Origin of the sequence: Qipengyuania sp. MTN3-11, from assembly GCF_042851825.1 — a bacterium.
In the GTDB taxonomy this organism is placed as follows: domain Bacteria; phylum Pseudomonadota; class Alphaproteobacteria; order Sphingomonadales; family Sphingomonadaceae; genus Qipengyuania.
Genome location: NZ_BTGM01000001.1, coordinates 907,053 through 932,168 on the forward strand (window position 1 = coordinate 907,053; position 25,116 = coordinate 932,168).

17 protein-coding genes are annotated in these 25,116 nt (G+C 63.2%); 7 read left to right on the forward strand and 10 right to left on the reverse strand.

Annotation, left to right across the window (positions count from 1 at the left end; translation table 11 throughout):
• Positions 1-40 precede the first annotated feature (40 nt).
• Complete coding sequence (locus ACGHN1_RS04370) at positions 41-2,758, reverse strand: TonB-dependent receptor (RefSeq protein ID WP_390549765.1); 2,718 nt, start codon at positions 2,756-2,758, stop codon at positions 41-43.
• Positions 2,759-2,944: 186 nt separating this feature from the next.
• Entirely contained in the window at positions 2,945-4,621 is a 1,677-nt protein-coding gene (locus ACGHN1_RS04375) for a BCCT family transporter (protein ID WP_390548666.1), read from the reverse strand.
• Between the two features lie 168 nt (positions 4,622-4,789).
• On the opposite strand from ACGHN1_RS04375, the gene ACGHN1_RS04380 reads away from it, so the two are divergent.
• Both ACGHN1_RS04380 and ACGHN1_RS04385 read left to right on the forward strand, forming a co-directional pair.
• A complete protein-coding gene (locus tag ACGHN1_RS04380; protein ID WP_390549767.1) occupies positions 4,790-4,987 on the forward strand; it encodes a LuxR C-terminal-related transcriptional regulator in 198 nt (65 codons plus the stop codon).
• Between the two features lie 394 nt (positions 4,988-5,381).
• Entirely contained in the window at positions 5,382-5,801 is a 420-nt protein-coding gene (locus ACGHN1_RS04385; RefSeq protein ID WP_390548668.1) for a DDE-type integrase/transposase/recombinase, read from the forward strand.
• A 219-nt stretch (positions 5,802-6,020) separates the two neighbouring features.
• On the opposite strand, the gene ACGHN1_RS04390 is transcribed toward ACGHN1_RS04385, so the two are convergent.
• From ACGHN1_RS04390 to ACGHN1_RS04410, 5 genes are read right to left on the reverse strand one after another with little or no spacing between them, the layout of a single operon-like run.
• A complete protein-coding gene (locus ACGHN1_RS04390) occupies positions 6,021-6,788 on the reverse strand; it encodes an IclR family transcriptional regulator (protein WP_390548670.1) in 768 nt (255 codons plus the stop codon).
• Entirely contained in the window at positions 6,785-7,132 is a 348-nt protein-coding gene (locus tag ACGHN1_RS04395; RefSeq protein ID WP_390548672.1) for a hypothetical protein, read from the reverse strand. Before ACGHN1_RS04395 ends, ACGHN1_RS04390 begins: the two co-directional genes overlap by 4 nt.
• 10 nt (positions 7,133-7,142) lie before the next feature.
• A complete protein-coding gene (gene purU / locus ACGHN1_RS04400; protein WP_390548674.1) occupies positions 7,143-7,994 on the reverse strand; it encodes a formyltetrahydrofolate deformylase in 852 nt (283 codons plus the stop codon).
• Positions 7,991-8,815, reverse strand: coding sequence for a methylenetetrahydrofolate reductase (locus tag ACGHN1_RS04405; RefSeq protein WP_390548676.1), 825 nt, complete (start codon positions 8,813-8,815; stop codon positions 7,991-7,993). Before ACGHN1_RS04405 ends, purU begins: the two co-directional genes overlap by 4 nt.
• A 2-nt stretch (positions 8,816-8,817) precedes the next feature.
• Entirely contained in the window at positions 8,818-9,357 is a 540-nt protein-coding gene (locus tag ACGHN1_RS04410; protein ID WP_390548678.1) for a heme NO-binding domain-containing protein, read from the reverse strand.
• A gap of 443 nt (positions 9,358-9,800) precedes the next feature.
• Here ACGHN1_RS04410 and ACGHN1_RS04415 point away from each other — a divergent pair, with 443 nt between their 5' ends.
• Both ACGHN1_RS04415 and ACGHN1_RS04420 read left to right on the forward strand, forming a co-directional pair.
• Entirely contained in the window at positions 9,801-12,662 is a 2,862-nt protein-coding gene (locus ACGHN1_RS04415; RefSeq protein ID WP_390548680.1) for a TonB-dependent receptor, read from the forward strand.
• Positions 12,662-13,726 carry a phytase gene (locus ACGHN1_RS04420; RefSeq protein WP_390548682.1) on the forward strand — a complete coding sequence of 355 codons (1,065 nt, stop codon included), beginning with the start codon at positions 12,662-12,664 and terminating at the stop codon, positions 13,724-13,726. The genes ACGHN1_RS04415 and ACGHN1_RS04420 overlap by 1 nt, the downstream gene beginning before the upstream one ends.
• A gap of 139 nt (positions 13,727-13,865) precedes the next feature.
• Here ACGHN1_RS04420 and ACGHN1_RS04425 read toward each other — a convergent pair whose 3' ends face one another.
• The 3 genes from ACGHN1_RS04425 to ACGHN1_RS04435 form a co-directional block, all read right to left on the reverse strand.
• Positions 13,866-15,596, reverse strand: a complete 1,731-nt coding sequence (locus tag ACGHN1_RS04425; protein ID WP_390548684.1) for a putative bifunctional diguanylate cyclase/phosphodiesterase — start codon at positions 15,594-15,596, stop codon at positions 13,866-13,868.
• Positions 15,597-15,759: 163 nt separating this feature from the next.
• Positions 15,760-16,740: a GlxA family transcriptional regulator gene (locus ACGHN1_RS04430; protein ID WP_390548686.1), complete on the reverse strand. Its 981-nt coding sequence runs from the start codon at positions 16,738-16,740 to the stop codon at positions 15,760-15,762.
• 272 nt (positions 16,741-17,012) lie between these two features.
• Positions 17,013-18,104, reverse strand: a complete 1,092-nt coding sequence (locus ACGHN1_RS04435; RefSeq protein ID WP_390548688.1) for a YihY/virulence factor BrkB family protein — start codon at positions 18,102-18,104, stop codon at positions 17,013-17,015.
• Positions 18,105-18,380: 276 nt separating this feature from the next.
• On the opposite strand from ACGHN1_RS04435, the gene ACGHN1_RS04440 reads away from it, so the two are divergent.
• The 3 genes from ACGHN1_RS04440 to ACGHN1_RS04450 are packed head-to-tail and all read left to right on the forward strand — an operon-like array spanning position 18,381 to position 24,972.
• Positions 18,381-20,510: an autotransporter assembly complex family protein gene (locus ACGHN1_RS04440; RefSeq protein WP_390548690.1), complete on the forward strand. Its 2,130-nt coding sequence runs from the start codon at positions 18,381-18,383 to the stop codon at positions 20,508-20,510.
• Positions 20,510-24,781 carry a translocation/assembly module TamB domain-containing protein gene (locus tag ACGHN1_RS04445; protein ID WP_390548692.1) on the forward strand — a complete coding sequence of 1,424 codons (4,272 nt, stop codon included), beginning with the start codon at positions 20,510-20,512 and terminating at the stop codon, positions 24,779-24,781. Before ACGHN1_RS04440 ends, ACGHN1_RS04445 begins: the two co-directional genes overlap by 1 nt.
• Complete coding sequence (locus ACGHN1_RS04450) at positions 24,781-24,972, forward strand: hypothetical protein (protein WP_390548694.1); 192 nt, start codon at positions 24,781-24,783, stop codon at positions 24,970-24,972. The genes ACGHN1_RS04445 and ACGHN1_RS04450 overlap by 1 nt, the downstream gene beginning before the upstream one ends.
• Positions 24,973-25,116: the final 144 nt, after the last annotated feature.

Genomic DNA, 25,116 nt, shown 5'->3' on the forward strand with positions numbered 1-25,116 from the left:
CAAGCTCCGCCCCCGCCGCGCACACTGCCGTTTCCGATCGTCAGTAGCTGAAGGTCGCCTTCACGCCCACCGTAAGAGGGCGATTGGTGACGATGCGCGCGCGATCGTAGTAGAAATCGCCGGCGATCTGTGCCCGCTCGTCGAACAGGTTCGCGCCGAACACCTCGAGCCGCCAGCGGTCGTAGGAGACACCCGCGGAGAGGTCGAACACCGTATATCCGTCGAGTTGCAGCCGGTTGATCGCGACGATGTCGGTGAATTTCGACGCGGAATGCGAGACCGACGGCTGGACGAACGCGCCGAGCCTGTCTGTCAGGTCCCACTCGTATCGAACCCGCAGATTGCCCTGAAAGGACGGAGCGTAGGCGAGTTCGGACCCCGCCACCACGTCATCGGTCGGCGTCAGGACCTCGGTGATCTCGGTATCGAGGAAGGATACCGCACCCGACACGGTCAGCCCGGCGAGGGCATAGGGCGCGTAGGTGAAGTCGGCCTCGAAGCCCTTGATCTCCGCATTCGCCGCATTGTCCGAGAAGAACAGGTTGGTGATGCTCGGATCAAAGATCGTGGTCTGCAGATTGCTGATGTCGACGTAGAACAGGCTTCCGTTGACGCGTAGCTGCCGATCGAAGAGTTCGGTCTTCGCGCCGATCTCGTAGTTCTGCACCTCGTCCGATTCCAGCTCGAAGGGTACGGTAAAGCCGTTGGGGCCCTGCGCACCGCCCGGCCGGTTCAGCAGACCGGGGCGGAAACCTTCGGAATAAGTCGCGTAGAACAGCAGGTCTTCGGTGGGTGTGAAGTTCACCGTACCTTTGAAGATGACGCCTTCGGTCCTCGCCTTGTCCGGAGCGCGTACCGCATTGAACACCTGCTGCGCCTGCGCGGCCGTCAGGCCGGCGTTCTGGATGTCCTGGAGGCTGTCGTCGAGGTCGAAGGTCTGGCGCAGCGAGGCGTCGCACGACCCGATGAAGGTGTATTGTCCGTCGCCGTCGTAGAGGTCGGACAGATTGGTGCCAAAGGCATCGGCATCCTGCGCCGCGCCGGCATTGCAGAACGAACTGTTCGCGGTGCCTTCGAAATCGACCGCCACATCGTAGTAACGCGCTCCGCCCGTGATCGAGAGGACGTCCGGCACGATGTCGAATGTCGCCTCGCCGAACAGACCGAACTGTTCGTCCGTGCGCTTCACGTCGTTGCGGAAGATCACGCCGTAGGGGAACGGGCCGGCATCGGACTGATAGGCCCCCGGGAAGGGGAAGTTCGGAACGAAGCCGCCGAAAGGCTGCGCAAGCTCGCTGCCTGGATAGGTGTAGTCGTTGCGCTCCTCGAGCGTGAGGTCGGAATAGAACGCTCCGGCAGTCACGCGGAAGCGGTTCTGTTCCGGCGTGCTGACGCGCAGTTCCTGCGTGAACACCGTCAGGTCGGTATCGGAGGTGACGTAGTTGTTGGGTGCCTGGCAGGTCCCGGAAGGCGCGGCGTCCCCCGGATAGCTCACCGATCCGTCGCAGATGTAATAGGGCAGGTACTGCCCGGCGAACAGGTAATCGGAATAGTCGATCCGCTGCTCGGTCTCGCGATCGGTGTAGGCGCCGTTGTAGACGACATCGAGCATTCCCAGGCGTCCCTCGACGCTCCAGGCGGTGTTCGAGAAATCGTCTTCCAGCCGATCCTCCTCGAAACGCTGGATTTCCAGATCGTCGAGATCGAGCGTCGGATCCGAGAAGAACACGCCGTCGCTTTCGAGGCTCTGGCGGCTGTGCGCCACCGTCACGCGCCAATCGGGATTGATCTCGTAGAGGCCCGTCAGGCGGAACCCGGAATATTGCGTGTCGTTGAAATCGTCCTCGACCAGGCCGGCATTGTTGGCCTCGACGAAGGTAACGCCCGACAGGTCGTCGCCCGCCTGAAAGCCGGCGCGGTTCGGTGCCACGGGCACGCCGTTCTGGCGCACCGTCCCTGCCGAACGGAAGCGCGCGCTTTCGCTGGCGTCACGGGTGCCGGCAACATTGTCGACATAGCCGCCCTGATCGTCGAGATAGACGACGCCGCGCAGCGCGAAGCTGTCGGTCACCGGCACATTCAGCATGGCTTCCGCCTTGTAGCTCGCCTCACCGTCCTTGGTGAAGGAGGTGCCGATGGTGACCTTCGCGTCGAAGCCGGAAAGTTCGGGCTTGTTGGTGATCAGGCGGACTACACCGGCCTGCGAGCTCGCGCCGAACAGCGTCCCCTGGGGACCGGAGAGGACCTCGATCCGCTCCAGATCGGCGGCATAGACGTCGAGATTGCGCCCCGGCTGGGCGAGAGGCTGTTCGTCCAGATAGAGCGAGACATTGGGCGCGAGACCCGCGACCCCGGCGGTTGTCAGGTTCGGCGTCGTCGAGGCAAGACCGCGGATGTAGATCGTGCTCTGACCCGGACTGCCGCCGCCGGCGGTGACCGTGGGAAGTTCCTGCAGATAGTCGTCGAAGGTGTCGATGTTGAGCTGGTCGAGCTGTTCCTCGCCCAGCGCCTGCACGGATACCGGCACGTCCTGCAGATCCTCGGTGCGGCGCTGAGCCGTCACGACGATTGTCTGCACGCCGCCGCGGCGCGGTTGCTGCGCCGTCGCGGGGGGCTGGGCCACTCGTTCCCGGGTCGTGGGGGTGGATCCCGCGGTCTGCGCTTTGGCGGGAGTGGGTGAAATCAAGGCAATGGCGAGCGCGCCGACCGACGCGCCACTGGCAAATTTGGTAAGGATGGGAACCCCCCTTGGTGTCATGGACATACAGTCGAACGGCCGGCGCGACGGGGTCGGCCGGCGATCGACGCGAACTTTTGTTAGAGTGTGGAGGCTAGGGAGGTGGACATGCGTCGGCCACCGCAGTGGCGCCGGAATGCCAGGACTGCCCGCTGGGTGTTACATCAATACCACAGATAGGGCGCGAAACCGCGTCGTTCAGTCATATCAAGCGCTATCGTCGGCCAAAGCGGCGGCCGTCGTGGGAACGCCGTGCCGCTGGCGGATCAGGTCGAACCCGATCGCCTTGAGGATCGCGACGCCCATCAGCGCCACCACGAAAGAGAACGGGAGCGCGCCGATGATCATGGTGATGCGGATTGCCTCGATCCCGCCCACCACCAGCATGCTGCCAACCACGAGCGCAAGGGCACTCCCCCAGAACAGCACGTGGCGACGTCGTTCGCCTTCGCCATCTCCCGCGCCGTTGATGGTGTTGATGATCAGGATCGCGCTGTCGGTGGAAGTGACGAGATAGGTCATCAACAGAAGGACGATCAGGCCGGAGACCGCCAAGGCCAAGCCCGGATCGAGCAACACCGCCAGAGTCGCGTAAAGTTGATCGGCCATGGCGGCGTCGACGATCGAGCCGGCTGCCGTACCGTCCAGTTCGAGCGCGATGGCCGTTCCGCCAAGCAGGGCCATCCAGATGAAGCACACCAGCGAAGGCACCAGGACGACGCCGAGAACGTACTCCCTGATCGTCCTCCCGCGCGAGATCCTGGCGATGAACATGCCGACGAAGGGCGCAAAGGCGATCCACCAGGCCCAGTAGAATACGGACCAGTCCAGCTGCCAGCGCACCAGTTGCTCCCCGAACGCGCCCTGTTCGGAAAACAGGGTCAGCGAGAGCGGCACCAGCCGGCCGAGATAATCGACCAGACCGCTGCCCAGAACCTCGAGCGCGAACAGGCCCGCGCCCGCGACGGCAAAGAGCAGCAGCAGGAGGAAGGACAGGCCGAGGTTGAGGTTGGAGAGCCATTTGATGCCCTTGCCGACGCCGGACAGCGCACTGAGCGTGGATGCGCCCACGAGCACCCCCAGCGCCACGACGATGGCCGCGATGGAAGACGAACCGTCGGGGGCCAGCAGCCACCCGCCAAGCCCGATACGCGACAGTCCGATCACGAACTGCTCGACACCGAGAGCCATCGTCACCGCGACGCCAAGGATCGTCGCCACCACGGCGACGATGTCGACCAGATGCCCCGCGACACCCGACATCGTGCCACCGAACAGCGGAGCGAGAGCCGAGCGGATGGTGAGCGGCAGCCCCCGGCGATATGCGACGTAACCGATCGAGAGGCCCACAAGGGCATAGGTGCACCAGGCCGCGAAACCCCAGTGCAGAAAGGTGTAAACATAGGCGGATCGCACCGCTTCGGTCGAACGCTCATCCACAGCGCCCCGGATTATCTCCGGATTGTTCGAGAAATGCGCCAGCGGTTCGCCCGTCGAATAGGTCAGCAGGCCGATACCGATGCCGGCGCCAAACAGCATGGCGAACCAGGAAAGCCGGGAAAATTCGGGCCTCTCCCCGGGAGCACCTATCCTCAGCCTGCCGGTGTGTGGAACGATGGCCAAAATGGCGCAGACCGCCATCACCGCAGCCACGAGATAGACGTACCATCCCGCGAAAGAGGAGATGATCGTCGAATTCGCCGCGGTCAGGGTGTCGCTGGCGCTCACCGGGAAGAAGATCGCCCACAAGATGAGCAGGCTGACGATGATCTTCGCCGGTATCGTCACTTCGCGACTGAACCCGTCGTAGAACCCGCGTGTGGCGGTGCGGATGGGCAATTCGATAAGGGGCGGTGCAATACCCTTGTCGTTCTGGAAAGGCATGTTCGTCTCACTGACCTGGAGTGCCCAAGGTTCGGCGAACAGTGGGTGGTAAGGCCGCCACAATACGAGCCCTTGTCGAGAGATCAAACCGAAGTCCGAAGGTCAATCTATTCAGCGTCCCTTGGAGACTGAGTGCCTCTTCCGTGCTAGAAAGGAGATACACCCGCGATCGAGCGCCGATCATCCCGCAGGGAGCGCGAAGTCGTCGACGGCGTGGTCGAATACGAGGCCGCCAAGGTGATCGCGATTGACCTCGACATCGGTCCTCGAACGGTCGTGGTCTACCGGCCCAATACTATGATGACGAGGAAAGCGAAAACGCTGTCCGACCTGGTAAGGATGAAGAGTATCAAAATGATCGCCTGATTGGCCCGACGGCTGGCTTGCCAAAGTCGGCTTCAGCTCGATGTTGCCCAAAAGCCAACAGTCCGCAAGCGGCCCAGTAGCGGTCCCAAACCTTAGTTTCCGCTTCCGGACTATCCGTGTAGGGCTTATCACATCGGGAGAGCTAGGGTTCGGTCTAGTCTGCAAGACAATTTGAAGGGGTCGATGAGCGCCTTGAGGCTTACAGGCCTACGGATCGACCACGCGGCTTGAGTACAGTATCGCGCCCGTTTCCATATCTCGGATCACCATTACGAATGGACGATCCACCACTAACCGAGCCGCGTGTCGGGCGGCGGGCCGAGCTCACCCGGATCGACAGCACTGTCACTGCTGCCGCGCGCGTGCCCCTATTGAAGACCTGCGAGCGTACCAATTGTTTGGCACCGCCGATATAGAGGCTACGCGCCTAGGCGATATCCGAAGACAGCGGGTCAGCCGGATGCGCTGCATCAGGCAGTGGGGCAGGCACCTCGACGAGATGTACGTCAAGGTTAATGGCGAGATGGTCTACTTGAGGCGCGCGGTCGACCTGGAGGGCGAGATCCTCGAGAGCTACGTCACCAGGACCCGCGACAAGGACGCGGCGATGCGGTTCATGAAGAAGGCCTTGAAGCGCCATGGTTCATCCCGGGCAATCACCACAGATGGCCTGCGCTCGTTCAAGGCAGCGATGACCGAGCTCGGCAACCAAACGAAGCAGGAGGTCGGACGCTGGGCCAACAACCGGGTGAAACACAGCCATCTCTCCTTCCGAGAACGAAAGCGATCGATGCAGCGCTTCGGGCGAATGTAGAGCCTACAGAAGTTCGCTACGGTTCACGTCAACATCCACAACCACTTCAACCTTGAACGCCACCTCGTTGACAGACAGACCTACAAGGCTCGCCGCTCGGCCGCTCTGGCCGAGTGACAATCGCTTATGGCCTGAGCCGAGCGCGGGATTTGGATAGCTGCGTCGATCGGAGCCGAGTTGCGACGCGACTGACAGCACCGCCACTTTGATGCCAATAGTTCAGTCGTGGTCGCGCGCGGGGTTTTCGCAAAGGGACGCTACGGCATGCGTCAGGGCATGGACTGCGCGGTCCTGAAGCTCTGGGAGGAAGCGGATCGACGGCACCGCGATGCTCAGGGCGCCGACGGTGTCGCCAAGGCGTACAGGTCGGGCGATGCTGGAAATGCCGACGGTGCTTTCCTCCACCGCCGTCGCATAACCCTGCTCGCGAAAGACGGCTATCTGTCTGCGCAGTTGGTTTTGCGCGGTAATGGTCGTTTGAGTGAGGCTTTCGCGCCGGCCTCGAGTTTCATCGAAATAGCTCGCCAGCATCTCGTCGGAAAGTTCGGAGAGGATCGCCTTGCCGCCTGCGAGCACATGGAGCGGTTTCGTGTCCCCTTCGGCGATGGCGTAACGCAACGCCTGTCCGCTCGACCGGCTGGCGACGATGCGCGCCTTCCAGCCTTCGCGCACCATGAAGGATGCCGTCTCGTCCAGCTCCGCAGCCAACCGCTTCACGATCGGCGACACGCGATCTTCCAGCGACAGATCCGCGCGTTCGGTGCGCAGGCGAGCGAGGCTGGGTCCGGCAGAATAGCGTCGCCCGTCGCGAACCAGATACTGGCGCTCCGCCAGTGTGGCGAGAAGGTACGAAAGGCTGCTCAGCGGAATGTCGAGCCCGCTCGCGATGTCGCGCGCCACCACGCCACTTGGATGGGCAACGACGAATTCGAGCGTGTCGAGCGTTCGCAGAGCGGATTTGACGGGGTTGGATTGGATCGCGCTCATCCCGAGCCCTTCAATTCCTGCGAGCCCGTAATGCTCGACAACCGCTTGGCCCGTTCGGGCGTCTCCGCAATGTCCGCAGCGAGCTTGCGATCGACATGTCCGCCAAAGCCCGACAGGCGCTCGGTCATGTAGGTCGAATAGCCTACTTTGCCGAGTTCGCCGTCGCTGACGAAATCGACGCCGCATTCGCGCTGCATCGCCACGCAGTCGGTCACCGGCTGGGTGACGATCTGGTCGAATGCCTGCTCGTCATAGGGCTCGCCCTTGTTGCGGGCGAGGAGTAGCGGCGTCAGCGCCTCGCCGCGCGGCGTGGAACCGACGTGCGTGACTGGGATGTGGAGCATGCGTCGCTCCTCAAGCCTTGAAGACGACGGTGCGCGACCCATTGAGGAATACGCGCCCGGCAAGATGGTGTTTGACGGCAGTGGCAAGCACGCGCCGCTCGATGTCGCGGCCCTTGGCGACCAGATCTTCCGGCGTATCCGAATGGCTGATGGCTTCGACGTCCTGATGGATAATCGGCCCCTCGTCGAGATCGCCCGTGACATAGTGCGCGGTCGCGCCGATCATCTTCACCCCGCGCTCGTGCGCCTGGTGGTAAGGCTTGGCACCCTTGAATCCGGGCAAAAACGAGTGGTGGATATTGATGCACCGGCCCGAGAGGAAGCCGGCGAGATCATCCGACAGGATCTGCATGTAACGGGCAAGCACCACGAGCTCGGCGCCGGTCTGGTCGACGATTTGCTTGATCCGCGCTTCCTGCTGGGGTTTGGTTTCGGTCGTGACCGGAAGATGATGATACGGGATGTCGCCGATCATCGAAATTCTCAGCGCACTTTGCTGGTGGTTCGAGACGATGCCGACCACATCCATGTCTAGTTCGCCAATGCGGTTGCGATAGAGCAGATCGCCCAGGCAATGGTCGAACCTGCTGACCATCATCAGGACCTTGCGCGGGCGTTCGGCGCGCCGCATGACCCAGTCCGCTTCTTTCGCCAGGGGCAAATCCGCGAAACCCCGCGCGACGTCATCGCAACTGGCTGCAGTGAATGCGACGCGCATGAAGAAGCGCTCGTTCCCGGCATCGTTGAACTGCTGCGCGTCGACAATGTTGCAGCCATTGGTGGCGAGGAAGGAGGAAACCTCGGCCACCAGTCCCGACCGATCGTCGCATTGCAGGGTAAGAATGCATTGCTCCAAGCTCATTCTCCGATATCCTCCCCAGAGCGCGAGTTCCGTGCTGCGTAATCGTTGATCCATTCCACCGTGCGGGCGACTCCGCCAAAAGGGTAGAAATGGAGTCGGACCGGCCCATGCTCCGGTCCGAGCCCCTGCGATAACCTTTCCACCAATCTGTCTGGCCCGGCGCTGCTCATCAGGCGCGACATCGATATGCCGTATTTAGACATCACGGACGCGGACGCACCGACGCCGCAGCGCTTGGCGAAGCGGAGCAGCGTCTTGATTCCTGCGGGGCCGGGCACGCCGAGGCGCACGGGCGCGTCGATGCCGCATCGGCGAAGTTCGATCAGCCATTCGAGCACCCGGTCGGCGTCGAAGGAGAACTGCGTGACGATCAGGGGGGCCATCCCGCGGCTCTCGATCGCGTCGCGCTTGGCCCGAAGCACGTCGAAGCATTCCTGTGCGTCCATGTTCGGGTGCCCCTCCGGGTGTCCGCCAATGCCGATGGCGCTGATGCCGAGCTTCTCGAACGCGCCGCTTTCGATCAGTTTGCTGGCCCTGCCCGAACTATCCTCGACATCGTAGGCGTTGCCGAAGACCCATCCCATCTTCTCGCACACTTCGCGGAGCGTGACCTCCATAGCCGAGGCAAGGTCGTCGGTCCGATTGGCTCCTTCGGTGATTCTTTGCAGCAGGGCCAGCCACTCGCGCCCGATGTACAGGTCGCGCAGGCCTTTCTCGGCAATTTCTTCCGCCTCCTTGCGGGCGGCACGCTCACGTTCGAGCTGACGTTCGAGCTTGGCGATCCGTTCTTCAGGCGTGAGGGATGCTGGCTCGAAGACCATGTTCAACCATTCCAAGCCACCGCCATGCGACAAAGCGGATCGCCTTCCTGCATGCACAGTTGATGATCGATACTCACGCGCTCGCCGTAATAGCCAGCCGCGCCTTCGATGAAGCCGTGCGCCAGCTGGCACATCTGACGGGCCGAGCGATAGCCGACGAGCAAGTGTCCCTCAGGATCGTCCTCGAAATGGAAGTACGGGCATCCCGCGCCCGAGTAGAGTTTGCGGACTTCGGGATGGATGATCTCGTTGACGCTCAGGATGAAGGGGCGGGCGCTCGCGTGATGTACGAAGAATTCGGAATATCGCTGTGCCAGCATCGGCATGGCTGCGCGGCCGAACCACTGCAGGATTTCGCCATCGGTTTTCCCCAAGGCGGCGGCTGCCGTGGATACGAGCACCAGAATATCCTCGTCGGGATAGCTGCCGAGCGAGGTATATCCGCCATGCACGCCGGCAGCATCAATGAGGTCCGACCAGACATGGTCGCCGAAATCCGCCGTGACGGCTTCTTCCAGGAGATTGAAAATGACGCCCTTCACGAAAAGCCTCCCGATCGCGAGGGCTCGATAGGCTCAAGCGCTTAACGGATTCCTAAAATTGCGGCGGTCAAACCGCTACCTCGCGTCGATTCTGGGGTATCGGAATATGTTCAACGAGGAGTTAACGACAGCAGGCAAGTGATTTCAGACGGTAGCACCTGGCGTTCAGGCTGATCGACGCCAGGAAGTACGCTCCATTTACGCCGGATTTCGGGGCCGGAACGATCGTGTCTCTCGACCGGGTTTGGGAGCGGGGCAGCGGCCGCTGGCTGCGGGCGCGGTACATGGGGTGGCTGTTCGCCCATGGTCACGCGCTCTGCGATTGGTTCCGCCATAATATTGCAACCGAGTGTTCGCCGAATCGTCATCCATCCTTCGCAATCGTGTCATCAAGCGTGCCTATCGATCCTGCGAAATCGGGTCCGGTTCGAGGGGTAATATCGATGACAAAGGTACGATTCGCGTCGCGTGTAGCCGCGACGGCGCTGGCGGTTGGGCTCGCCGTACCTGCCTTCGCGGGGGAAATCGCAGGAGTGGTGGTCGACGAAACAGATACGGTTGCCCTGCGCGCGGCCGAAGTTTCCATCGTCGAGCTCGGCCGTTCGGTTGCGACCGAGCGTGATGGATCCTTTCTGTTCGCGGACGTTCCGGCGGGCGAATACACTTTAGAGGTACGCTACGTGGGTGCCGAACCCGTGCGGCAGACCATCGCCGTGCCGGCCACGGGGACCGTTTCCGCTACGCTGCGGCTGGCATCGGACGCGGGCGACATGATCCTCGTCGTCGGACAGCGCGCCAACCAGGCGAGCGCCCTGTCCCGCAAACGCGAATCCGACGTCGTAAGCGACGTGCTGACGCGCGACGCGATTGGCCAGTTTCCCGATCAGAACGTGGCGGAGAGCCTGCGCCGCCTGCCGGGCGTCAATGTCCTCAACGACCAAGGCGAGGGCCGGTTCGTCGCGGTGCGCGGACTGGACCCCGATCTCGTGTCGACCTCGCTCAACGGCGTGCGCCTACCATCGCCCGAAAGCGATGTCCGCTCGGTCGCCCTGGATGTGATCTCGAGCGACATCATCGAATCGATCGAGGTCAAGAAGTCGCTGACGCCCGACATGGACGGCGATACCATCGGCGCCTCGGTCGAGATCGAGACGACAAGCGCTTTCGACCGCCGCAAGAGCCTGCTGACCGCGAAAATCGAAGGCAGTTACAACGAATATGCGGACGAGGTCAGCCCCAAGGGCAGCATCGACTTCGCCACGCGCCTAACCGATAATGTCGGCGTTTCTGGCGGCGTTTCCTATTACAAGCGCACCTTCGAGACCGACAATATCGAAGCCGACGACTATGTCGACGAGGGCACGATCTTCCCGGCGGCGCTCGAATATCGCGACTACGACGTCGAGCGCGAACGGATCAGCGCGACGCTTAATTTCGATTTCCGGGCGGGCGATTCGACCGAACTGTACGCCCGGGGCATCTACAGCCAGTTCGACGATTTGGAATATCGCCGCCGGACGATCTTCGACCTCGGCGATTTCGAGGACGACGGCCCGACCACGGTTACGGCGGACGGAGCCACTTTCGACGATTCCGACCAGGAATTCACCGTCGAGCGCGACATCAAGGACCGTTTCGAAAGGCAGAGGATCCGCTCGATCGTGCTCGGCGGCGAAAGCGACTGGGGCACCTGGTTCGCGGATTACTCGGTCAGTTGGGCCAAGTCGTCCGAGCGCGAGAACGGCAGCTTCGACCCGACCTCGTTTGATCGCGATTTCGATGGCGACGGGCTGGTGATCGGCTTCGATTATTCGGACCCGCGCCGTCCGCTCTATTCGGTCGTTGCCGATCCGGGCGATTTCCTCGACCCTTCGACCTACGAGCTTAACGATATCGAGTTCACCGCGCTTTCGGATGCGCAGGACGAGGAATATGCCGGGGTCTTCGACCTTGGGCGCCGCTTTGCCATGGATGGCGGTGAATTCACCGTGCAGGCTGGATTCAAGGGCCGCTGGCGCGACAAGAGCTACAACAAGACGGTCGAGTTTTACGAATATGCCGGCCCCGGCGCCTTCACGCTCGCAGATGCCTTGGGAGAGGGGCAGACCTACCGCATAGCCGATATCGGCCCGGTTGCAGGCTACACCGCGGCGAGCGACTTCTTCCGTGCGAATTTGGGCGATTTCGAGCTGGTCGGCGCAGACAGCGCTTTCGACAGCGCAGTGGAGGATTACACCGTCGAGGAAGACATTCTCGCAGGCTACCTGCTCGGTCGCTACGACAGCGCGACGCTGCGGGTGATCGGCGGTGTGCGTGTCGAGAACACGAAGAACGATATCCTCGGCAACACGGTGACACTGATCGAGGAGGACGGCACGCTGCCCGGCGGCGGTACCGCGACGGAAGATACCGTCATCGTTTCCCCGGTTATGTTCGCCAAGGATTACACCGACTGGTTGCCCAGCCTCAACATCCGCTGGGAAGCGCAGCCCGAGCTGATCGTGCGCCTCGCTGGTTACAGGAGCCTGGTGCGTCCGAAACTGTCCAGGCTGGCGCCGCGCTTCGCAGTCGAGCAGAACGACGACGACGAACGCGAAGGCGAGTTCGGCAACCCCGATCTCGACCCCTATCGCGCGTGGAATTTCGACGCCTCGCTCGAATATTACATGAGCAGCAACGGCGCGATCACGGCGGCGGTGTTCTACAAGGACATCGAGGACTACATCGTCGACGCGACCTTCGAGAGCGACGATGCACCCTACAATGGTATCTATCGCGGTATCGCGTTCGACGAGGCCGTCATCCCGCTCAACGGCGACAATGCACAGGTGTTCGGTTTCGAAGCCGGCTTCGCACAGAGCTTCGGCTTTCTCCCGGGCGCGCTATCCGGCCTGCTGTTCCAGGCGAACTACACCTTCACCGATGCCAAGGGTACGATCTTCACCGACGGCGATATTGCCGATCCGCGCGAAATCCCGCTGCCTGCAACCTCGAGGCACACGTTCAACGTGGTCCTCGGATACGACAGGGGGCCGTTCGACCTGCGTCTGGCAGGCACCTATCGCGATCGTTACCTGGACGAGGTGGCGGGCGAGGCCGAGCTGGACCGCTATGTCGACAATCATTTCCAGCTGGATTTAAGCGCAAAGTTCCGCGCGACCGACAACGTCCAGATCTTCTACGAGTGGATCAACATCAACAACGCAAAGTACTACGCCTACAACAATCTCGGCGGGCAACGGAATCTGTACCAGTTCGAGGAATACAATTGGACGATGAAGGGCGGCGTGAGGGTGACGTTCTGATGCGCGTGTGTTTCCAAGCGCTTGCCAGCGCCGGTCTTGCGCTGGCGGTGGCGGGCTGCGCTACCACGCCGATCACGGGCCATCCGGCGGTTCCGGTCTTCGCTGTGGCGGAGACCGAGCCGGTCGGAACGTCGAACGAAGATGCTGCGGACGATCCCGCGATCTGGCGCAACATGGCGGACCCGTCCAAAAGCCTGATCGTCGGTACCGACAAGAAGGCGGGCCTGCACGTTTACGATCTCGAGGGCCGGGATCTGGGCTTCCTCGGCGGGGGCCTGTTCAACAATGTCGATCTGGCGGAAATGCCCGACGGGCGCGTGCTGGTCGTCGCCAGCGATCGGACCGACGTCGCCACCGCACATCTACTGGTGGCGACGCTCGACACGAATACCGCCCAGTTGACGCGCGTCGCGCGGATCGAGGTGGGTGCTGGCGAAGGCTATGGCGTGTGCATGGGCGAGCCTGCTGCCAACGGTACCATCGACGTATTCAGCGCGCCCAAGAACGGGGCGATCTATCGCACGCGCCTGACATCCACTCGCAACGGCATGAGCGGCGTGACCACCACTATCGCGACTGTCCCCAGCCAGCCAGAGGGCTGCGTGGTCGATCCACGCACCGGCACGCTCTATATCGGCGAGGAAGCCGCCGGCATCTGGGCGATCGACATGGAGAGCGGCGCGAAGCGGCTGGTCGCCCGCATGGACAACAAGCAGCTGGTTGCCGATGTGGAAGGACTTGCGCTTGCAGCGGAAGGCGTGGATGGCGGCTATCTCGTCGCTTCCAGCCAAGGCGACAACGCCTATGCGGTTTTCGCACTGCCAAACATGCGACCGCTCGGACGCTTCCGCATCGTGCAGGGCACGATCGGATCGGCGGAGGAGACGGATGGCATCGCGCTCGATCCGCGTAGCTTCGGCCCCGACTATCCCGATGGGCTCTTCATCGCACAGGACGGTATCAACCCTCCTTCCGCCCAGAACTTCAAGCTGGTGTCCTGGGGCAAGATCCTGGAGGCTTTGCGATCGCCGGCCGAACCCGCCGAGAGAGCCTCGTCCCGCTGACAAAATCCTACCCATCGAAAACTTGCTTTAGAGGGGCGTTCGGAAACCTGCGGAGTGGGCCTCGGATAGAAGTCGCCCTCAGCCAATTCGATCATCGGCCGGATTTGCACTCGTACCGTTCGGCACGCCGAAGCCATGTTTAGTCGCGACCTTTTCCGGGCAGAATGCCATCGCGTGCGAGGACGGCGAAGTGTTCTTCACTCAGCGGGCCGCTGAACAATCTTCCCTGGCCTAGCGGACAATTCATTGCTCGAAGCATGGCGCGATCGCTTTCCTGCTCGATGCCTTCCGCGACGATGTCGATACCGAGTTCGGCACCCAACTGGATTACCGCTCCGACGATGATGCGCTTTGCCGCGTGGTGCTGGAGATCGGAGACGAAGCTGCGGTCGATCTTCACTTCGGTCACGGGAAACCGGTCCAGATAGCGCAGGCTCGAATATTCGGTCCCGAAGTCGTCGATCGACAGACCGACGCCGAGTTCGCGCACCTCGCGGAATATCCGCAACATCTCCGGCGAATCCGTCGCGATAAGCCGCTCTGTCAGCTCGAGAGTGAGCCAGGCCGGATCGGCTCCGGTTTCGTCGAGCACGTTGGCGATGAGTGCGACCATATCGCGATGGGTGAATTCGATTGCCGAGACATTGATGGCAAAGCGAAGCGGATGGCGACGCCAGCTGTTCACGCGGGCTGCGAAGGCCGCGATCTGCCGAAAGCCTCGCGCGCCGATGTCGAGGATCAACCCGGTATCTTCCGCCAGATTGACGAATCCCTCGGGACTCTGAAGACCGAACAGCCCGTGCCGCCAGCGCAGCAGCGCCTCCGCTCCCACGAAGTCTCCCGTCTGGAGATCGATCTTGGGCTGGTAGTAATAGAGAAATTCGTCGGCGGCGATCCCGTGCTGCAGCTCGGCGGTCAGACGCGTCCGGTGGAACGCCTCCCGTTCGGCTTCGACCTGGAAGGCGCATGGCACGCGCAGTTGATTGGCATTCGACCGGGCCAGGGCAGCGCCGGCCTGTCGTACCAGGGCAAGGGGTTCACCCCCCTTTTCGCCGATGGCGTAACCCGTGGCATAACGCACGGTGAGGGCAGCGCCGGGAAGGTCGAAGCGCGGCTTGAGACAGTCGGCGACACTCGCGAGCTCGTCGGATGCTCCGGCGCTCTCGGCCAGCGCGAAGACGATTGCGAACTGGTCGCTGCCGACGCGCGCCACGGCTTTACAGTCGAGCGCGGACAGCCGTCGCGCGGTTTCGAACAGCAGCGCATCGCCGACATCGTAGCCATAGCCGCTGTTGATGTCGTGAAAATGCGCGACGTCGATCTTGACCAGCAACAGCCGGTGCAGAACGCTCAACGGACCGAGGGCGGCGAGCAGCCCGTCGCGGTTGAGGCAGCCTGTCAAAGCATCGCGGTGGGTCGTCGCCTCGATCCGCGCCTCAGCTTCCACCAGAGCGGTCTCGTCGCGCAGAAAGCCCGCATAGTGAGTCGGCGCGCCAGCGGGGCCCAGCGGAGCCAGCCGCAGGCGGTTCCAGAAGAGGGTGCCATCTTTGCGATAGTTTCGAAGCCGGACCTCGCAGCCGGAGCCATCAGCGATCGCCTGACGGATTATATCGATTTCCGGCTGCAGACGATCCGCTCCCTGGAGGTATCTGCAGTTCTTGCCCACTGCCTCGCTTCGGACATAGCCGGTCAGCTGCTCGAAGGCGTCGTTGACATAGACGATCGCCTTGTTCGATGTATTCATGTCGGCGACGAGGACCGCATCGCTGGCAGAATCGGCGAGCTCGATGAGCAAATCTCGGGTCAGCTGCTCGGACTCGATTTGACGCGATTGCAGACGGCGCGGCTTGAACAGTGTTCGGTGAAGCATGTTTCTGACAATCAAAGCGGAAGCGGGCCGACACCCCCAGGCCGTGTAACCATTTGACGAGCATTGCGGTGCGGATGACCCTTGTCGCGCGTCCAGTGCTCCGCGACAATCGGGCGAGACGGACGATCCCGGACAAAGCGCGGCCCGAAGCGGACAAACAGGATCAATTCCGGGCGCGTGTACGTTCGAAGCGCTCCCGGTACTCGCGCATGGTGATCCCGAGTCGACGCAGGAATGCCCGCCGCGCCGAGGCCGCGGTGCCCAGGCCGGCGGCGCGAGCGACCTCGGTCAGGGGCAGCTGCGTCTCTTCCAGCAATCGGCGCGCCGTGTCGATGCGGAGCCGTGCCACGAATTCCGCAGGGGTGATCCCTGTCTCTTCGCGGAAGACGCGGGCAAAATTGCGCGGGCTCATCGCCGCACGGTTCGCCAGAGCGGCAATGCTCAATTCGGCCTCGGGATGCTCCGCCGCCCATTGCTGCGCGCGCGCGACCGGCGTGCGGCGCGTGGATTGCGCGGCCAGCGGAGTGCTGAACTGCGATTGTCCTCCCGGCCGCTTGAGATACATCACCATGTGGCGCGCGATGGCGAGCGCGAGCTCGCGGCCATGATCCTCTTCGATCAGGGCCAGTGTCAGGTCGATCGCCGCGGTCACGCCGGCCGAAGTGAACAGGGGACCGTCGCGAACGAAAATCGCGTCCACGTCGATCTCCGCAGTCGGGTTACGAGCTGCGAGTTCCTTGACGTAGTCCCAATGGGTCGTGACGCGGTGCCCTTCGATCAGTCCGGCGTCGCCCAGAAGGAAAGTGCCGGTGCATACCGCCCCGTGGCGCCGCGCCATCATGGCGTGCTCGCGGATCCATTCGATCACCCTGTCGCTCGGCCGTTCGGGGACGCCGTAGCTGCCGGTGACGACAAAGGTGTCGCAAGCCTCCCTTGCGCTCGCAATCGTCCGATCGGGCACAATTCGCAGTCCCGAGGCACAACGGATCGCATCCTCGTCCTCGGCAACCACACACAGAGCGTAACTTGGCGCTGCGCCTTCGAAGTTCGCCTCGTGGAATGCGTCCATTACGCCCGAGATCTCCAGCGAATGCACGTCGGCAGGCGCGAAGATGGTTACGCTGCGTACGTCGTCTGGAGTCATGCGATCACTCCTCAGATAGGAGCAGACCTACACTCTACCCAATCCTGCAAGAAAAAGCCAGCGGCCTCAGTCCCAACCGAACGAAAGGTTCCCAATGCCAACGGCGAACACACTATGCCGGAAAGTCCCCAATAATTGTCGGCAGGCTAGTGGCGATGGGAGGCACAAAAATAAATAGGCCAGTGTCGATCCTTATGTCCAAGTCGGCCGGTACGGCGACGCATTGGTAACCGACCCAACTGCAATCATCGCAGGCGCGAGAGGCCTTTCCTTCATCTAGAAGACTTTATGAAGGGCCCGATCCCGGATTTCTTTTCGTGTCGTCGCACCGCCCGGCGCTGCGCTTTCTCCATCCATTGCTTGAGCGACAGATCGCCCTCCGCCAGATCGGCCAGCACGGCACCGCGATGGCCCGACGGCTTCTCGGGACCACGCGTGGTATCCACGGTCGTTTGCCTTTCGATCTCGGCATTCAGCAGCGCCCCGGCGAGCACTCCATAGGCGGAGAGAAACAGCCACATCAAAAAGACCACGATTGCCGAAAGGGAACCGTAGGTTGCGTTGTAGTCGCTGACGTAGGCGACGTAGAACGAGAAACCGAACGAGATTGCAATCCATAGGATCGTCGCGAGCAGGGCACCCGGTGCCAGCCATTTCCATTTCGCCGGCGTCCGGTCCGGCCCGTAGCGCATGACCAACGCGAATCCCGTGCTGCCGAGGGCGATCGAGGCGGTCCAGGTCAGGATCTTGATGGCCCATTCGGTACCCGGGCCGAGCAATCCGTCGGCTTGGGTCTGCAGCCACGCGAACAGGCCCGCACTCAGGATACCTGTCAGCGCCACGAAGATCGCCGCGAGTGTGAGCGCCGCAACCCGCAGGGTCAGCGGGATGATACCACGGGTTTCGTGTTCCTCGTTGATGATATTGAGCGCACCGATCAGACCGTTGGCGGCACGCATGCCGCCGTAGATCGCGAAGACCAGGGCAACGACGAGGGCGAAGCCGGTCACACCGGAATTCGCGGTAACGACGCCGAGAAGCTGATTCTCGATCACCGCCGCCGCTTCGCGGGGGACGACCTTGATGATCGCCTGCATCTGGCGCTGGACCGTCTCGACATCGCCGACCAGTCCGTAAACCATCACGGTCGCCGCGATCAGGGGGGTCAGCGCAAGAAAGGTGAAGAATGCCACGCCCGCTCCGAGAAGGGAGAGATTGTGGAACCCCCACATCGTGTAAACCCTCTTGAAGATCTTCTTCCACGCCTCCCATGGCATCGCCCAGGGATTTTTTGCGGTTGCGCCGGCAGCATCTTTCGGAGAAGAAACAGGCTCCTGGACAGGATTTCTCGCATCATCGAGCATCGGTTGCTCCTTGTTCGATGACGGGGTGGGTCTTTCGATGTCCACCATGGGTCGCTTTCTATGCTCGCTTCGGCTTCGTCCGATTTTCAAACCGCTCAGTCGAACAAACGTGCCCTCGGGGAAGAGCGCGGTGTGACCGTTGCGGTGCGCCGTTTGGCCTCGTTGTTAGCCTTGGCCACCGTTTTGACCGCGTTGCCCGTTGCGGCACGGGACCAGTCCTCGGAACCGGCTTCCGGCACTGAACCGGCCGTTCCCGCCCCCCCCGCAGACGCGAACTTGCCCGAGATAGAACCGATCATCACCGACGAGGAATTCGAGACAGCGATCCCCTCTCTGGCCGAGGACGAGGAACTAGAAGAGCCGCTTGAATCGATCGCCGAGTTCGAACGAAGGATTGCGGCAGAGCAGGCCCAGGCGGAACTGGCCGAGGGGCAGGAAGCCCCTCTCGGCGAATCGGCTCTGGCGGACGGCGATGCGGTGGAATCCATCGGCGATGCGCCGATCCGCGATGCGGAACTGGTCGCTCCGTTGCCGCCCCTCGATGAATTCGAGGTCGCGCCGGTAGAATTCGCCGAGGCCGAGACCGACGAGGAAGCGGTCGAAATCGCCTATGGCGTCACGATCAACGGTCTCGAGGAGGCCGATGCCGATGCCGAGTCCGATCTGCGCGCCATGTTCGACGATCTGTCCGCACTGGAAGACGGCGACGGGGAAGCCGCAAACGTTGCGCAGGTTGCCGCCCGCCTCACCGAAGACAGTGCCCTGATACAGCGTATTCTCGCCGCCGAGGGTTGGTACGAAGCCCGGACGACCACGCGGATCGACAGGTCGGAAGACGTAACGGGCCAACCGCTGACTGCAGTTATCGATGTTGTTCCGGGTGCGCGTTACACGTTTTCCGACATCGTGATCGATGCACCCCCGGTCGAGCCCGAGAACCTGATCCGCGACAATCTGGCGCTGCAGGTCGGAGAACCCATCGTCGCCGCGCGGGTTCAGGGCGCCGAGGCGCGGGTCGCGGTCGAACTTCCGCAGAACGGCTATCCCTTCGCCGAGATCGGTCAGCGGGACATCTTGCTCGACCAGGAAACGCAGGACGGCGTCTATACCCTACCCATCGACACCGGTCCGCGCTCGCGCTTCGGCGGGATCCGCACGACCGGCGATCTCGCCTTCGACGCCGAGCACGTCGAGGTCCTCTCCCGCTTCGAGCGCGGCGAGCTTTACGACAGCCGCATGGTAGACGATCTGCGCCAGGCTTTGGTCGCCACCGGCCTGTTCAACACCGTGTCTGTCGTGCCGGAACGCACCGGAGAAGAGGCGGGCGACGGTACCGAGTACGCGACCATTCTGGTCGAACAGGAAGCCGGGCCACCGCGCACCCTTGCCGCGAGCGCGGGCTACGGGACGGGGCAGGGTTTCCGCCTCGAGGGCAGCTGGACGCATGCCAATCTGTTCCCGCCCGAAGGCGCCTTGATCGGGCGCGCGGTGATTGGAACGCAGGAGCAGGGCGCGAGCGCCACGTTCCGCCGTTCGAACGCCGGACGCAGGGACCGCACCTTCCAGGCCAGTCTCGAAGCGCTGCGCGCAGATTACGACGCCTACGAGGCGTTCACGGGACGCCTCTCCGCGCTGGTCAGCTACGATTCGACCAGCATCTGGCAAAAACCCTTCACTTACGCCTACGGCGCGCAGATCATCGCAACCAACGAACAGGATTTCGATCTCGTTCAGAACGAACTCGTGCGGCGGACCTTTTTCATCGGCGGACTGACCGGGCAAGTCGGGATCGACCGCACCGACAGTCTTCTCGATGCGACCGAGGGCTTCCGCGTCACAGCACTGATCGAACCGGAAGGGTCGCTGCAGGACGGCTTCAGCCCTTATGTCCGCGCACGGATCGACGGCTCCGCCTATTTCAGCGCGACCGACGCGATCACCCTGGCGGGCCGTGTCAGGGTCGGCACGATCCAGGGCATCGACCGCTTCGACTTGGCGCCCTCGCGGCGTTTCTATGCCGGTGGCGGCGGGTCGGTACGCGGGTTCGGGTTCCAGCAATTGGGCCCGCGGGTGATTTATCCCGACCCCGATTTCGAATTCGATCCGGAAGAACCCGACGAGGTCGCCGATCTCATCTATCGCCCGCTGGGCGGGCGCAGCCTCAACGAGGCTGCGGCGGAGGTGCGCTATCGCTTTGGCAATTTCGGGCTGGTCGGGTTTCTCGATGCCGGCCAGGTCTACGAAAGCACGAGACCCGACTTCAGCGACCTGCGCTTCGGCGCCGGCATCGGAGGGCGCTACTACACGAATTTCGGGCCGCTGCGCTTCGATGTCGCAATGCCGCTGGACAAGCGTGAAGGCGAAAGCAGCTTCGCGGTCTATGTCTCGATCGGGCAGGCGTTCTGATGGTCGGGAACGACACCGCCGAAGCGCCTGGCGACGCCGATACCGGGGGCGAGCCGGGGGAAACCGTCGAGACGGAGCAGGCCGCGCATCGCGATCGACATGTCGCACGCTCGATCGGCAAATGGGCGGCGATCGTGCTGGGCGGACTGGTGCTCCTCGTCGGCGCCGTCATTCTCGGGCTCGACACTGCCCCAGGCAAGCGCTTCGTCGCCAACCAGATCGCCGCGCTCGAATTCGAGAACGGGATGGAGATCGATGTCGGCCGCATCGAAGGCTCGCTGTACGGCGAGATGGTGCTGCGCAACGTCGCGGTGTCCGACCCCCAAGGCGTGTTCCTGACTGCGCCCGAGCTGCACGTCGACTGGCGCCCTTTCAAATTCGTGCGCAGCCATATCGACTTCCGTTCGCTGACCGCATCGCGGGTCGTCCTCGCGCGACTGCCAGAATTTGCGGAAACACCGCCGAGCGATGATCCGTTGCTTCCGGATTACGACATCGACATCGGCACCTTCCGCATCGACAATTTCGTCGCCGAAGCGCCGGTGAGCGGCGAGCGGCGCGTCGCCGCGATGACTGGCGCGGCGCACATCGCGGACGGCCGCGCGCAGGCCAGATTCGATGGCGCGACGGTGGCGGGCCAGGGCCGGGCAGGGGGCGACCGGGTGGCCCTGCTGCTCGACGCGGTGCCGGAAGAGAACCGCTTCGACCTTTCGCTCGACCTCGATGCTCCGGGGGACGGCGTAATCGCGGCCATGGCCGGTCTTAGCGAGTCCCTGCGAGTCGAACTCGCCGGTGAGGGCACCTGGGACCGCTGGAGCGGTCGGCTCGATGCCGATCTCGCAGGCAGCGAGTTCGCGCGCCTCCGTCTTGCCGGGCGTGACGGCACGTTCCAGATACGCGGACCGACGCGCGTGGCGCGGCTGTTCGAAGGGCCGACCGCGACGCTGCTCGGACCGGTGTTGAACGTCGACATGACCGCTGCGGTCGAAGAGCGCCGGGCCATGCTCGCCGGCAATCTCAACAGCGATGCCTTCCGTCTCAACACCAACGGGCTGGTCGATCTGTCGGACAACAGTTTCGAGGATCTGAAGCTCGCCTTCGTCCTGCTGCAACCATCGGCGATGGCGGAAAATCTCACCGGCAGCGGGCTGCGGGCCCTGCTGACGCTGAACGGCGAATTTGCCACTCCTCGGGTGCAATACGCGCTCAACGCCAATCGCCTGGCTATGAACGACATGGGGCTGGAAAACCTTCGCGCCAGCGGCGAGGCGGAGGTCGATGCCGAACGCATTCTGATCCCGATCGACGCCAGCGTGTCGCGCATTACCGGGCTCGACACCGTGGCGGGCGGTCAATTGCGCGACGTGCGGCTCGCCGGAGACCTCGCAATCGATGGGCCGCGCATCCTTTCGGACAATCTGCGCATCCGATCCGACCGGATCGATGCCGGGGTCATCCTGCTCGCCGATACCTCGACCGGGCTCTACACCGGCGCCATCGATGGGCGGATCGACGATTACCGGGTCGAAAGCGTCGGCATCTTCGACATCGAGACCGACGTCGACCTCCAGTCCGAGGGTAGCGGCTTTGCGCTTGCGGGCCGGGTGCGGGCGCGCTCGACAAGCCTGTTCAATGACGGCGTGCGCGATTTTCTCGGCGGCAACGCCGTCGCCGCCAGCGACGTGCGCTACGGTTCCGATGGCGTGGTGCGGTTCAGCAATCTGACTCTGCGTGCCCCCGCGGCTCGGATCACCGGTGGCAGCGGGTTCTACGCGCCGGACGGTCGTCTGGCGCTGAGTGCCGATGGTGTTACCGACGCCTATGGCCGCATCGGCGTTCGCGTCGCGGGCACTATCAGCAATCCGCGCGCAGTCGTTACCGCGGAGCGTCCGGACTTCGGAATCGGCCTCGCCAATCTGCGTGCCAACATCACCGGCGCCCCGGGCGGCTACCGCCTCGATGCGACGGCCGAAACCGATTACGGACCGCTGACGGCGGACGTCGTGCTCGGGACAGGCAATGCGCTGACGCTCGACATCAACAGCGCGAATCTGGCTGGCATCGATTTCGCCGGTTCGCTTCGTCAGACCGCCGCGGGACCGTTCGCCGGTCGGCTGGATGCCAATGGCCGTGGTCTGACGGCCGTGGTCCGGCTTGATGCGGCAGGGGAGTATCAGCAGGCGCTCGTCAATCTGAGGGCGCGCGACACCGTCCTTCCCGGCCCGGCCAATCTCGCGATCGGATCGGCGATCGTCGATGCGCGGATCGTGCTTTACGACCAACCCTATGTCGTGGCCGACGCGCAGCTGGCGCGGACGACCCTGGGCAGCCTCAATCTGAACGCCGCCCGTGCCAAGATCGATTACCGCGACGGGCGGGGCAATGCGCGCATTCTGGCCGAAGGCGTCAGCGGCGTTCCCTTCCGCGTCGCAGCAAATGCCGAGCTGACGCCGGATTTGTGGCGGGCGCAAATGCGCGGCCGGGTGCGCGGCATCGACTTCGCGACGACCAGCCCGGCGCGCATTGTCCCACGCGAGGACGAATACGAACTACTGCCGACCCGGATCGATTTCGGCAGAGGCAACGTCAGGCTCGCCGGAACCTATGGCGATGGTATCGAGATACAGAGCAGGCTCGATTCTCTCGACCTGGCGATGATCGAGGCCTTCGTGCCCGGCCTCGGCATCAATGGCCGCGCGACCGGCAGCCTGGATTTCGCGCAGGCCAGCAGCGCAGCCTTCCCCCGGGCAGATGCGCGGCTCCAGATCGCGAATTTCAGCCGCACCACCGCCGTCTCGGTCAGCCAGCCGATCGACATCAATTTCGTCGGCAAGCTGTTGCCGGACGGTGGCGAGGCACGCGCGGTGATGCGGCGTAGGGGCGCAGTGATCGGGCGAATGGTGGCATCGCTCAATCCGCTTCCGCCCGGTTCGGGCAGTTGGACCACGCGCTTGCTTTCCGCACCGCTCGGTGGCGGGATTCGTTACAACGGCCCAGCGGACACACTGTTTTCCTTTGCCGGTCAGCCCGATCAGCGCCTGTCGGGCCCGCTAGGGGTCGCCGCCGATTTCTCCGGGCGGATTCAGAGCCCGCAACTTGCGGGCATCATTCGCGGCAGCGGTCTGACCTATGAGAACCAGACCTACGGAACGCGGCTTTCCGACATGGCGGTGGCCGGACGGTTCAGCGGCGACCGGCTCGAAATAGAGCGGCTGACCGCCACGGCGGGCGAGGGCACGGTGACCGCCAGCGGCTTCGTCAGCCTGGCCGAAGCGAGCGGTTATCCGATGAATGTCGAGATCACGATGGACGATGCACGCTTGGCGCAGAGCGATGCACTCTCGGCCACGGCCACCGGCAATCTGCGCTTGACCAAGGCCGCTCGGCAGACCGCGCTGATCACGGGCCGGATCGTCCTTCCCGAAACGCGCTACGAGATTATCCGCCAGGGATCGGCCGAAGTGCCGGAACTCACCGGTGTCCGGTTCAAGCCGCCGCGTGGCCCGGTGCGGATCACCGGCGACGAACCGGCTCTGCCGCAGCCCGGCCTCTTCGACCAATTGCGGCTCGACATCGCGCTCGTTGCCGAAGAGCAGCTTTACGTCTCGGGCATGGGCCTCGAATCGGAATGGAGCGCCGATCTGCGGTTGACCGGAACCAGCACCGCGCCGCGCATTTCCGGCGAGGTCGAACTGGTGCGCGGCACTTTGGGTTTCGCCGGGCGCTCGTTCGAACTGAGCGAAGGGCGGGTGGATTTCACTGGCGGCACCACCATCGATCCGGTCATCCGCCTGACGGCAACCGAGGACATCGAGGACGTGACGGTCAGTGTGAACGTCTCGGGCCGCGCCTACGATCCACAGATCGCTTTCTCCAGTTCGCCAGGGCTTCCCCAGGACGAGATCGTCTCTCGCATCCTGTTCGGCAGTTCGATCGGCAATCTTTCGACCATCCAGGCGGTCCAGCTGGCCGCGTCCCTGAATTCGCTGCGCGGGAGCGGTGGCGGGCTCAATCCACTCGGGAAGCTGCGTTCGGCCACCGGAGTGGACCGCCTTCGCATCTTGGGTGCCGACGAGACGAGCGGGCGGGGCACAGCGCTGGCCGCGGGGCAATATTTGACCGACGACATCTATGTCGAGTTCATTACCGACGCACGCGGTTTCACCGCCACGCAACTCGAGGTGAGCCTGACGCCATTCCTGTCGATCCTGAGCCAAGCGGGCGGCTCTGGGGCAACCAATGTCAATCTTCGCTACCGCAAGAAATACTGATGCGTGCTGCGATCGTTTTGATGGTGTTTCTGGCAATGGCGGGTTGCGAGCGGGAGCCGTCTTTCGACGAACGCTATGCCGAGGCAAGCACGAAGATCACGGAGAAGGCGCAGGAGATGGACCGCGAACTGGGGTCTCCGTCGCCGGCCCCCTCACGAACCGGATCCGGTATGCCTGCTGAAAGCAAGTAGAAACGATTATCCGGCGTGTCCGGCCACCTCATCGGTCAGAACATCTTGCTCGCGGCGTACAACCGGCGAAGATTATGCCAAGGATGCCGACGAACGGACTCTGCGCGCAGATGACTCGGCGCAACGAAATGGCGTCCGCCTAAC

Coding starts and splice junctions, on each gene's coding strand:
- ACGHN1_RS04370 (WP_390549765.1), bottom strand. CDS start 2,758: ATGACACCAAGGGGGGTTCCCATCCTTACCAAATTTGCCAGTGGCGCG.
- ACGHN1_RS04375 (WP_390548666.1), bottom strand. CDS start 4,621: ATGCCTTTCCAGAACGACAAGGGTATTGCACCGCCCCTTATCGAATTG.
- ACGHN1_RS04390 (WP_390548670.1), bottom strand. CDS start 6,788: ATGAGCGCGATCCAATCCAACCCCGTCAAATCCGCTCTGCGAACGCTC.
- ACGHN1_RS04395 (WP_390548672.1), bottom strand. CDS start 7,132: ATGCTCCACATCCCAGTCACGCACGTCGGTTCCACGCCGCGCGGCGAG.
- purU (WP_390548674.1), bottom strand. CDS start 7,994: ATGAGCTTGGAGCAATGCATTCTTACCCTGCAATGCGACGATCGGTCG.
- ACGHN1_RS04405 (WP_390548676.1), bottom strand. CDS start 8,815: ATGGTCTTCGAGCCAGCATCCCTCACGCCTGAAGAACGGATCGCCAAG.
- ACGHN1_RS04415 (WP_390548680.1), top strand. CDS start 9,801: ATGACAAAGGTACGATTCGCGTCGCGTGTAGCCGCGACGGCGCTGGCG.
- ACGHN1_RS04420 (WP_390548682.1), top strand. CDS start 12,662: ATGCGCGTGTGTTTCCAAGCGCTTGCCAGCGCCGGTCTTGCGCTGGCG.
- ACGHN1_RS04425 (WP_390548684.1), bottom strand. CDS start 15,596: ATGCTTCACCGAACACTGTTCAAGCCGCGCCGTCTGCAATCGCGTCAA.
- ACGHN1_RS04430 (WP_390548686.1), bottom strand. CDS start 16,740: ATGACTCCAGACGACGTACGCAGCGTAACCATCTTCGCGCCTGCCGAC.
- ACGHN1_RS04435 (WP_390548688.1), bottom strand. CDS start 18,104: ATGCTCGATGATGCGAGAAATCCTGTCCAGGAGCCTGTTTCTTCTCCG.
- ACGHN1_RS04445 (WP_390548692.1), top strand. CDS start 20,510: ATGGTCGGGAACGACACCGCCGAAGCGCCTGGCGACGCCGATACCGGG.
- ACGHN1_RS04450 (WP_390548694.1), top strand. CDS start 24,781: ATGCGTGCTGCGATCGTTTTGATGGTGTTTCTGGCAATGGCGGGTTGC.